This window comes from Jiella endophytica (assembly GCF_004519335.1).
Lineage (GTDB): Bacteria > Pseudomonadota > Alphaproteobacteria > Rhizobiales > Rhizobiaceae > Jiella > Jiella endophytica.
This window is the reverse complement of sequence record NZ_SOZD01000007.1, coordinates 162,679-172,342: the sequence shown is the minus strand read 5'-3', so window position 1 is coordinate 172,342 and position 9,664 is coordinate 162,679. Positions and strand designations below refer to the sequence as shown.

General features: G+C 65.7%; 6 protein-coding genes. All 6 read left to right on the top strand.

The genetic code is table 11. The features are described from left to right. Positions 1–802: methyl-accepting chemotaxis protein (locus E3C22_RS20755; RefSeq protein ID WP_245515116.1), on the top strand; the 802-nt coding region annotated here is incomplete at its 5' end. Positions 803–1,281: 479 nt separating this feature from the next. After that, positions 1,282–3,246: a methyl-accepting chemotaxis protein gene (locus E3C22_RS20750; protein ID WP_245515115.1), complete on the top strand. Its 1,965-nt coding sequence runs from the start codon at positions 1,282–1,284 to the stop codon at positions 3,244–3,246. A gap of 233 nt (positions 3,247–3,479) precedes the next feature. Further along, complete coding sequence (locus tag E3C22_RS20745) at positions 3,480–4,259, top strand: 3-hydroxybutyrate dehydrogenase (protein ID WP_134763790.1); 780 nt, start codon at positions 3,480–3,482, stop codon at positions 4,257–4,259. A gap of 743 nt (positions 4,260–5,002) precedes the next feature. Beyond that, on the top strand, positions 5,003–6,826 hold the full coding sequence (locus E3C22_RS20740; RefSeq protein ID WP_245515114.1) for a methyl-accepting chemotaxis protein: 1,824 nt from the start codon (positions 5,003–5,005) through the stop codon (positions 6,824–6,826). A 229-nt stretch (positions 6,827–7,055) separates the two neighbouring features. Then, on the top strand, positions 7,056–7,652 hold the full coding sequence (locus E3C22_RS20735; RefSeq protein WP_206026999.1) for a hypothetical protein: 597 nt from the start codon (positions 7,056–7,058) through the stop codon (positions 7,650–7,652). A 29-nt stretch (positions 7,653–7,681) separates the two neighbouring features. Beyond that, positions 7,682–9,598: a methyl-accepting chemotaxis protein gene (locus E3C22_RS20730; RefSeq protein ID WP_245515113.1), complete on the top strand. Its 1,917-nt coding sequence runs from the start codon at positions 7,682–7,684 to the stop codon at positions 9,596–9,598. Positions 9,599–9,664: the final 66 nt, after the last annotated feature.

The window sequence follows — 9,664 nt, the reverse complement described above, 5'->3', positions numbered from 1 at the left end:
AACCGTCGCGGCCCTCGGCGAGGTGACCGGCGGCGTCAACCGGACGGCCGACAATGCCGGCCAGGCCCGCAAGACGGCGGATTCGGCGAAGGTCAAGGCGCAGAAGGGCGGCGAGATCGTTGCCGAGGCGGTCACCGCGATGAATGCCATCGAGGGGTCGTCCCAGCAGATCTCGCAGATCATCGGCGTCATCGACGAGATCGCCTTCCAGACCAACCTCCTGGCGCTGAATGCCGGCGTCGAGGCGGCACGCGCTGGCGAGGCCGGCAAGGGCTTTGCCGTCGTCGCTCAGGAAGTCAGGGCGCTCGCCCAGCGCTCTGCCGAGGCTGCGAAGGAGATCAAGGGCCTCATCACCGCCTCCTCGGAGCAGGTCGGCAGGGGCGTCGAGCTCGTCAGCGCGTCCGGCAAGAGCCTCGACGAGATCCTCGCCGAGGTCGCCGGAATGGCGGAGATCGTCGCGGCGATCGCCGATTCGGCCCGCGAACAGGCGACCAGCCTTCGCGAAGTCTCCGGTGCGGCCGACCAGATGGATAAGGTGACCCAGCAGAACGCCGCGATGGTGGAAGAGTCCACCGCCGCCGCGCAGACGCTGCAGGCCGAGACCGACGGCCTTGCCCAGGCGATCACCCGCTTCACGGTGAAGGGCGCCAAACCCGCTGCCGTGGCGCCGGCCCGCCCGGTGGCAGTGAGGCCCGCTCAGCCGAAGGCTGCCTCCAAGCCGGTTGCGCAGATGCGCAGCACCGGCACCGGCGGCGCCGCCAGGAAGCCGGCCGCCGAGGACCAGAGCTGGGAAGAGTTCTGACCGGCGCCTGCCTGTCTCGACCAGCGACGGAAAATGGGGCGGCTTCGGCCGCCCCATTTTCGTTTGGCCTGCGCCTGCCGGCGCGTAGCCCCGACGGGATCAGGCCGCGTCGGCCGCGTGGCTATCCCGGCAGGTCGTCTGGATGCTGTTCGTAGCACATCCGTCTGTGTCCGAAGATCGGCGGGCCCGCGCGGGCGTCACGTCCGACCATCACGACTTGTATCCGCTCGAGTCAATTTCATATAATAACCGTATCGATCTTTACTCGGCTACACCTGGATCGTCTGTTCAGTTTAACAAAGTAACGCCTCGTATTTTCTTAAACTATTTTATTCATCTTCGTCACGACCGAGCCGAAGTCATGGAGGGTCTGCGAAGGTTATGTCCTCCAACATATTGTTCTGAAACAATCCTCGTGGTGACGCGATCGTCGGATCGCCGATGCCTGGATCAAGCGATGTGAGACACCGATGGCCGAAATGGCGCGCTCTCCTCTCAATCTGTCGGTCGCCGGCAAGCTCCGTGCGACGCTGGTCATCACGATCGCGGCCTTCGCCGTCGTGGCGGCGATCGCCTTCGCTTCGGGACGGGCCATCGAGGCCAGCATGGCCGAGGCGGAAACGGTGCGCGACAATCTCAGCACCGCCGGTGCGATGCGGCTTGCCAATATCGAACTGGTCCTTGCGGCGATGGATTCGATCATCGACCGGGACGAAGGCAAGATCAACGACGAGCGGATGGACATCATCCGGACCAACACGGCCTATCTGGCAGGTCATGTCGCCAGCGCCGAGGCGTTGGCGAAATCGCTCGGCGTCGAAGGCGAAGTGACGACCCTTGCCGCCGACATTGACGGGGTCAGCAAGGCGATCGGCGAAACCCTGCCGCGGCTGATCGAGCAGCGCGCGCCTCTCGATGATTTCGCGGCCATCGACGATGCCATCGACGACAGCGGCGACAAGATCACCAAGGCGCTCGAGACGCTGGAGACCCGGGCCCACCAGGCGCTGGCCGCCACGCTGCAGCGCACCCGCGACGATGTCGGGACGAGCCTTTACGCCCAGCTGGCCGCGACGCTTGCCTGCCTGTTGCTGGTCGGGGCGGTGACCTTTCTGACGAGCCGCTCTATCGTCGGCGGACTGAGCGGCCTCAGGGACGCGATGCTGAAGCTCGCCTCGGGCGACCGGTCGGTCGACGTGCCGGCGCGAGGTCGCGGCGACGAGATCGGCGACATGGCAGGGGCAGTCGAGACCTTCAAGCAGGCGGCGATCGAGCAGCAGCGGCTTCAGGAGGAGACCGAGGCGTCGCGCATCGACCAGGAGGCGGCCAAGCAGCGCCAGGCGGATCTGGAGCATGCCAAGGCCGAGGATCTGAGGGCCTTCATGGGGGTCGTCGATGCGAGCTTCGACAGGCTGTCCTCGGGCGATCTCACCGTCCGCATGACCGAGAAGGTGGCGGCTGAATTCGAGCCGATCAAGGCGAAGTTCAATGCCTCGGTGGAAGAGCTCGAAGGCGCCATCGGCCAGGTGGTCGGCGCCGTCGGCACGATCCGCACCGGGCTCGGCGAGATCACCGTGGCGTCCAACGATCTCGCCCACCGCACCGAGCAGCAGGCGGCGAGCCTCGAGGAAACCGTCGCCGCGCTCGGCGAGGTGACGAGCGGCGTCAACCGCACGGCGGAAGGCGCCGGCAAGGCCCGCCAGACGGCGGAATCGGCCCGCCAGAAGGCGAGCCGCGGCGGCGAGATCGTCGCCGAGGCGGTGACCGCGATGACCGCCATCGAGGCCTCGTCCCAGCAGATCAACCAGATCATCGGCGTCATCGACGAGATCGCCTTCCAGACCAACCTCCTGGCGCTGAATGCCGGCGTCGAGGCGGCGCGGGCCGGCGAGGCGGGCAAGGGCTTTGCCGTCGTCGCCCAGGAAGTGCGGGCTCTCGCCCAGCGCTCGGCCGAGGCGGCGAAGGAGATCAAGAGCCTGATCAACGCCTCGTCGGAACATGTCGAAAAGGGCGTCGGCCTCGTCACCGCCTCGGGCAAGTCGCTCGACGAGATCCTTGCGGAAGTCGCCGGCATGGCCGAGGTGATCGCCGAGATCGCCGACAATGCCCGCGAACAGGCGACGAGCCTTCGCGAAGTGTCAGGCGCCGCCGACCAGATGGACAAGGTGACCCAGCAGAACGCCGCCATGGTGGAACAGTCCACCGCTGCCGCGCAGACGCTGTCTGCCGAGACCGACGGTCTTGCCCAGACGATCGGGCGGTTCAGGGTGAAAGGCGGCGCCGGTGGTGCGTCGGCTGCCCGCCCGGCCGCTGTCAAACCCGCGCAGCCCAAAGCCTCTCCGCCGAAGCCGGCTGCCAGGCCGGTGGCGCAGATGAAGGCGACCGGCCCCGGCGGCGCGGCGAAAAAGCCCGCCGATGCGCAGGACAGCTGGGAAGAGTTCTGACCGGAAGGACGACCGACGGGCGGATCGCCCGTCGGCAAGCCTGATCTTCAGACAATCCGGAAGGGGCGGCCATGGCTGCCCCTTTTCTTTCCACGTTCCGCCTCGCCCTCGCAGGCCTCCGCGGGGAACTGCCGTCACCCTCGACTTAAACTTTCGTCATGGACGCAGACGACCTTGCTGTCCGCCACCGCCCATCCATTTGCTGCAGGAGCGAACAGCAAAGGATGAGTGCCATGCAGCTCGAAGGAAACGTCGCCGTCGTCACCGGTGCGAGTTCGGGAATTGGCCGGACCATCGCCGAGACATTCGTCCGCGAGGGCGGCAAGGTCGCGATCTGCGACATCAACATGGGCGGCGCCGAAAAGGCCGTCGCCGAGATCAAGGCGGCCGGCGGTGACGCGATGGCGGTCGAGATGGACGTCACCGACGAGGACGCCGTCAATCGCGGCGTCGATGCGGTCGCCGATCGCTACGGCCGCATCGACACGATGGTCTCCAATGCCGGCATCCAGATCGTCCATCCGATCGAGGAATTTCCCTATGCGGAATTCCGCAAGCTGGTGACGATTCATCTCGACGGCTCGTTTCTTCTGACCAAGGCCTGCGTGAAGCACATGTATCCGCGCAAGTCCGGATCCTTGATCTATATGGGCTCGGTCCACAGCCACGAGCCTTCCGCCCTGAAGACCGCCTATGTCGCGGCCAAGCACGGCATACTCGGCCTTGCCCGGGTGATGGCCAAGGAGGGCGCCAAGCACGGCGTGAGGTCGAACACCATCTGCCCCGGCTTCGTGAAGACGCCGCTGGTCGAAAAGCAGATCCCCGAACAGGCACAGAATCTCGGCATCTCCGAAGAAGACGTCGTGAACAAGATCATGCTCGGCGAGACCGTCGACCAGACCTTCACGACCATGGAAGATGTCGCCGAGGTCGCGCTGTTCCTGGCCAGCTTCAAGTCGAATGCCCTGACCGGACAGTCGATCGTGCCGAGCCACGGCTGGTACATGGCCTGAAGCCTTTTGCGCCGGGCGCAACACCCCCGGCGCAACCGAGGTTTCCAGCGGCAAGGGGCCGCTCTGCCGCCGGCCGGGGCTTCCCGGCCGGAGGATTCGATGGCTGCGGGCTTGATGCCGGGCCTGCACTGCCTTTCGATCATCCCGCGATGGGCGCCGCTCCCCGGGGTGAGATCGCCGGCGGTCGCCGCGTCCGCGATCTGCGCTCCAGGACCCGGCAATCGTCGCCGCGACGCCTGGCCGGCTTGGCCGGCGATATGCCCGGCCGGCTGCGCTTCGACTCGTTCTTGACGTTCTTGCAGAAGTTGTCGCGGCCTTCCGTGCGTCTCCCCCGTCTGCGATGGAAGCGGATGCGACGGTGACGACGGCCTCTGGTGGAGCGAATTCGACATTCAAGTCCCGGCCGACGTGGGCTTGCCATCCAATGTCGAATTCGAAATCTTCAAAAGAGACAGAGATTTACCGAGTGCCTCTTGAATTCCGACATTTGCCGCGAGGCTGATCCCGGACGAACGCAAATGTCGGAACCGAACCACTCGTCTTCCCGGCTCTGCCCTGAAACCTCTGGCCTTTGCAAAACATCAGTCTGCCAAACATAGAAATATTGCTGTACAACCGTAGCGGAAGATTTTCCAAGTTAAGTTCTGCTCAAGTGTTTTGGCGCATTGATATTCCAAAGCAACAATCTGTTAATCGGTGTAATAGATAAACCAGATTGATTTTGTTTTTGGAGCACTCAACCAATGCGTCTGTCCACCCGCTTAGGCGCAGTCTCGATATCGACCTGCGCCGCCGTGTTCGTCTCCAGTCTTGTCGGCTGGTATGCGCTCGATGAATCGAAGGTCACCGGCGCCATCTACGGCCAGATCGTCGAGTCGAAGGATCTCCTCGCCGATATCCTGCCGCCGCCGGCCTATGTCATCGAATCCTATCTCGACGTCACCCTGGCAAAGGAGGGCAGGGTCAGCGCCGAGACGGCGAAGCAGGAGCTGGAAACCTTGCGGCAGGCATATGCCGAGCGCCGGGACCACTGGCGGAATTCGGCGATGCCGGCGGACATCAAGGCGCTGGTCGAAGAGTCCGATGCGTCCGTCGCGTCCATCTGGAGCGAAATCGAGACCTCCTTCCTGCCCGCGCTCAACTCCGGCAATGCGACGGCGATCGCCGCCGCCTACGACAGGATCAGCGATCTCTATGCCGCCCACCGCAAGGTCATCGACGCGCTGGTCGAGCGCTCGGTGGCAATGGCGACGGATCTCGAGACGTCGGCCTCGGGCACGGTGGAACTCGCGACCATGCTGCAGATCCTTTCGGCGTTGCTCGCCCTCTTGATCGTGCTCGCCGGCGCCTGGTCGCTGCGCCGGAAGATGATCTCGCCGCTGGCGCTCCTCACCCGCAACATGAACCGTCTCGCCGAGGGCAATCTCGACGACGAGCCGGTCTTTGCCGGCCGCCCGGACGAGATCGGCGAGATGGCCCGGGCCCTCGACAAGTTCCGCGAGGCGGAGGTTTCGCGGCGGCAGCTCTCCGAGGCGAGCGAGCGCGAGCGCGGCGAGAACGACAGGCGCACCCAGGCCGGCATCGAGACCGAGCGCGAGCGCAGCGGCGCCCTGCAGGACTTCGTCGCCGGCATCGAGGCGGGCTTCAACCGGCTGTCCTCGGGCGACCTGACGGTCCGCATGAGCGATCGGGTGGCGCCGGAATTCGAGCCGATCCGGGCAAAGTTCAACGCCTCGGTGGAAGAGCTCGAAGGCGCCATCGGCCAGGTGGTCGGCGCGGTCGGCACGATTCGTGCCGGTCTCGGCGAGATCACCACCGCCTCCGTCGATCTCGCCCAGCGCACCGAGCAGCAGGCGGCCAGCATCGAGGAGACTGCCGCGGCGCTCGGCGAGGTGACCGGCGGCGTCAACCGCACGGCGGAAGGCGCGGGAACGGCTCGCCAGACGGCCAATTCGGCGCGGCAGAAGGCAGAAAAGGGCGGCGAGATCGTCGCCGAGGCAGTGACCGCGATGAACGCCATCGAGGCCTCCTCGCAGCAGATCTCGCAGATCATCGGCGTCATCGACGAGATCGCCTTCCAGACCAATCTACTCGCCCTCAATGCCGGCGTCGAGGCGGCACGCGCCGGCGAGGCCGGCAAGGGCTTCGCGGTTGTGGCGCAGGAGGTGCGGGCTCTCGCCCAGCGCTCGGCGGAAGCGGCCAAGGAGATCAAGGGTCTCATCAACGCCTCGTCGGGGCATGTCGAAAAGGGCGTCGAACTGGTCACCGCCTCCGGCCGGTCGCTCGAGGAGATCGTCGCGGAAGTTTCCGGCATGGCGAAGGTGATCGCCGAGATCGCCGACAATGCCCGCGAACAGGCAACGAGCCTTCGCGAGGTTTCCGGCGCTGCCGACCTGATGGACAAAGTGACGCAGCAGAACGCCGCGATGGTCGAACAGTCGACCGCCGCCGCCCGGACGCTGTCGGAGGAGACCGACGGCCTCGCTCTGACGATCGGCCGCTTCAAGGTGAAGCAGGCGCCTGCCGCCAGAGCCGCTGCCCCGCAGACGGTCGCCAGAGCCGCCTGAGAGAAGGCGCGTCGGCGAAAAGCCTGGCGCCCCAGCTCGACCAAGATGCCGCATTGTAACCGTCGATAATAATCACTGCGGCATCTTTTCCATGCGCCATACGATATTCGGAAATACTGGCGACTCGAAATATATGTTAATGGATTTTTCTTCTATTGCTGCTCATTGTCGGATAGCCAACCGGTTATTCGTCTCGTCAACGAAACCAACAGGACACGGAGAAACGCTCATGAAAACCAACGGTCTGATCAAGGGCGCCATGGCGCTCGCACTCGCCGGCTTCGTTCTCGCCACCCCGGCCGTCGCCGAAGAGCCGCATGTCGCGCCGATCAAGGAACTCGTCACGTCCAAGCTGAAGCCGGCGCTGAACGATCCGAAGATCATCGCCGCCATCAAGGCGCAGAACGAGGCCAACCAGAATCTCGGCCAGAGCGACGTCGACGCCCTCGACACCGAATGGCGGTCGGAAGTCGAAGCCGGCGGCGGCGAGATGATGGACAAGTCCCTCAATTCGCCCGCCTCGGGCTATCTGAAGACGGTCCGCGACGGCGCAGGCGGCCTCATCACCGAAGTCTTCGTGATGGACGCCCATGGTCTCAACGTCGCCCAGAGCGATCCGACCTCGGACTACTGGCAGGGCGACGAAGCCAAGTGGCAGAAGACCTATGGCAGCGGCGCCGACACGGTGTTCGTCGACGAGATCGAACAGGACGAGTCGACCCAGATGCTGCAGTCGCAGGCGAGCTTCACCATCGTCGATCCCGACACCGGCAAGCCCATCGGCGCGGCCACCGTCGGCATCAATCTCGACATGCTGGATCTCTGATCACCTCACCTCAGAAGAGGCCTTGCCCCATGCCCAGACACACGACCCCGGCCGCTGGCCCGATTGCAGGTAAGACCCTGTCTCTCAGCCTGAAGGCGGCCCTCGTGACGGCCGTTCCGATCGTCGTCGGCATCATCGTGCTCGTTGCAGTCCAGATGCAGCAGATGCAGGCGATGCTCTATCAGACGGCGAAGACCAAGGCGTCGATCGAGACCGACCTGATGGCCGACCAGATGGCCGGGGGCGTGAAATGGGGCAAGGCCGAGGTGGTCGAGGCGGTCTATGCCGATCTCATCGAATCGCCGACCAACGCGCTCTCCAACGTGCTGGTGCTCGACCGTGAGGGCAAGCCGCTGACGAGCTTCGCCTCGCCCAAGCTGCCGAAGGTCGAGGACCTGTCGGTCTATGCGAAGGACGTCAAGGAGATGCGCAGCGAATGGGCCGGCGACCATGTGGTCGTCGCCGTTCCCGTCGGCGGCGGTGAAAAGCCAGTCGGAACGCTGGTCACCGCGACGGACACTTCCCGCGTCGCGGCGGCCGTTAACCGGCAGATGCTCTTTGCCGTCGTCCTCGGCCTGATCATTGCGGGCGTCGTCGTCGGCATCGTCACCTTCTTCCTGAAGCGCAGCGTCACCAGGCCGATCCGGCAGGTGACCGACGTCATGTCGGCGCTTGCCGCCGGCGACCGCTCGGTCGCGGTCCCCCATGCCGGGCGCCGCGACGAGATCGGCGAGATGGCGGCGGCCGTCGGGGTGTTCAAGGACGCCGCGGTCCGTCAGGAAGAGATGCAGCGCGAGGCGGACGCCGCCCGCATCGACCAGGAGGCTGCCAAGCAGCGCCAGGCCGATCTGGAACATGCGAAGGCGGAGGATCTGAGGGCCTTCATGGGGGTCGTCGATGCGAGCTTCGACAGGCTGTCCTCGGGTGATCTCACCGTCCGCATGAGCGAGAAGGTGGCGGCTGAATTCGAGCCGATCAAGGCGAAGTTCAATGCCTCGGTGGAAGAGCTCGAAGGCGCCATCGGCCAGGTGGTCGGCGCCGTCGGCACGATCCGCACCGGGCTCGGCGAGATCACCGTGGCGTCCAACGATCTCGCCCACCGCACCGAGCAGCAGGCGGCGAGCCTCGAGGAAACCGTCGCCGCGCTCGGCGAGGTGACGAGCGGCGTCAACCGCACGGCGGAAGGCGCCGGCAAGGCCCGCCAGACGGCGGAATCGGCCCGCCAGAAGGCGAGCCGCGGCGGCGAGATCGTCGCCGAGGCGGTGACCGCGATGACCGCCATCGAGGCCTCGTCCCAGCAGATCAACCAGATCATCGGCGTCATCGACGAGATCGCCTTCCAGACCAACCTCCTGGCGCTGAATGCCGGCGTCGAGGCGGCGCGGGCCGGCGAGGCGGGCAAGGGCTTTGCCGTCGTCGCCCAGGAAGTGCGGGCTCTCGCCCAGCGCTCGGCCGAGGCGGCGAAGGAGATCAAGAGCCTGATCAACGCCTCGTCGGAACATGTCGAAAAGGGCGTCGGCCTCGTCACCGCCTCGGGCAAGTCGCTCGACGAGATCCTTGCGGAAGTCGCCGGCATGGCCGAGGTGATCGCCGAGATCGCCGACAATGCCCGCGAACAGGCGACGAGCCTTCGGGAAGTGTCAGGCGCCGCCGACCAGATGGACAAGGTGACCCAGCAGAACGCCGCGATGGTGGAACAGTCCACCGCGGCCGCGCAGACGCTGTCTGCCGAGACCGACGGTCTTGCCCAGACGATCGGGCGGTTCAGGGTGAAAGGCGGCGCCGGCGCCGCGTCGACCGCCCGCCCGGCCGCTGTCAAACCCGCGCAGCCCAAAGCCTCTCCGCCGAAGCCGGCTGCCAGGCCGGTGGCGCAGATGAAGGCGACCGGCAGCGGCGGCGCGGCGAAAAAGCCCGCCGATGCGCAGGACAGCTGGGAAGAGTTCTGACCGGAACGGACAAGCGTGGGCGGTCTCGCCCCGTCGGCAAGCCTGATCTCCAGACAATCCGGAAGG

Bases quoted from the DNA above. Each gene is read 5' to 3' on its own strand.
- E3C22_RS20735 (WP_206026999.1), top strand. From the start codon at position 7,056: ATGAAAACCAACGGTCTGATCAAGGGCGCCATGGCGCTCGCACTCGCC.
- E3C22_RS20750 (WP_245515115.1), top strand. From the start codon at position 1,282: ATGGCGCGCTCTCCTCTCAATCTGTCGGTCGCCGGCAAGCTCCGTGCG.
- E3C22_RS20745 (WP_134763790.1), top strand. From the start codon at position 3,480: ATGCAGCTCGAAGGAAACGTCGCCGTCGTCACCGGTGCGAGTTCGGGA.
- E3C22_RS20730 (WP_245515113.1), top strand. From the start codon at position 7,682: ATGCCCAGACACACGACCCCGGCCGCTGGCCCGATTGCAGGTAAGACC.
- E3C22_RS20740 (WP_245515114.1), top strand. From the start codon at position 5,003: ATGCGTCTGTCCACCCGCTTAGGCGCAGTCTCGATATCGACCTGCGCC.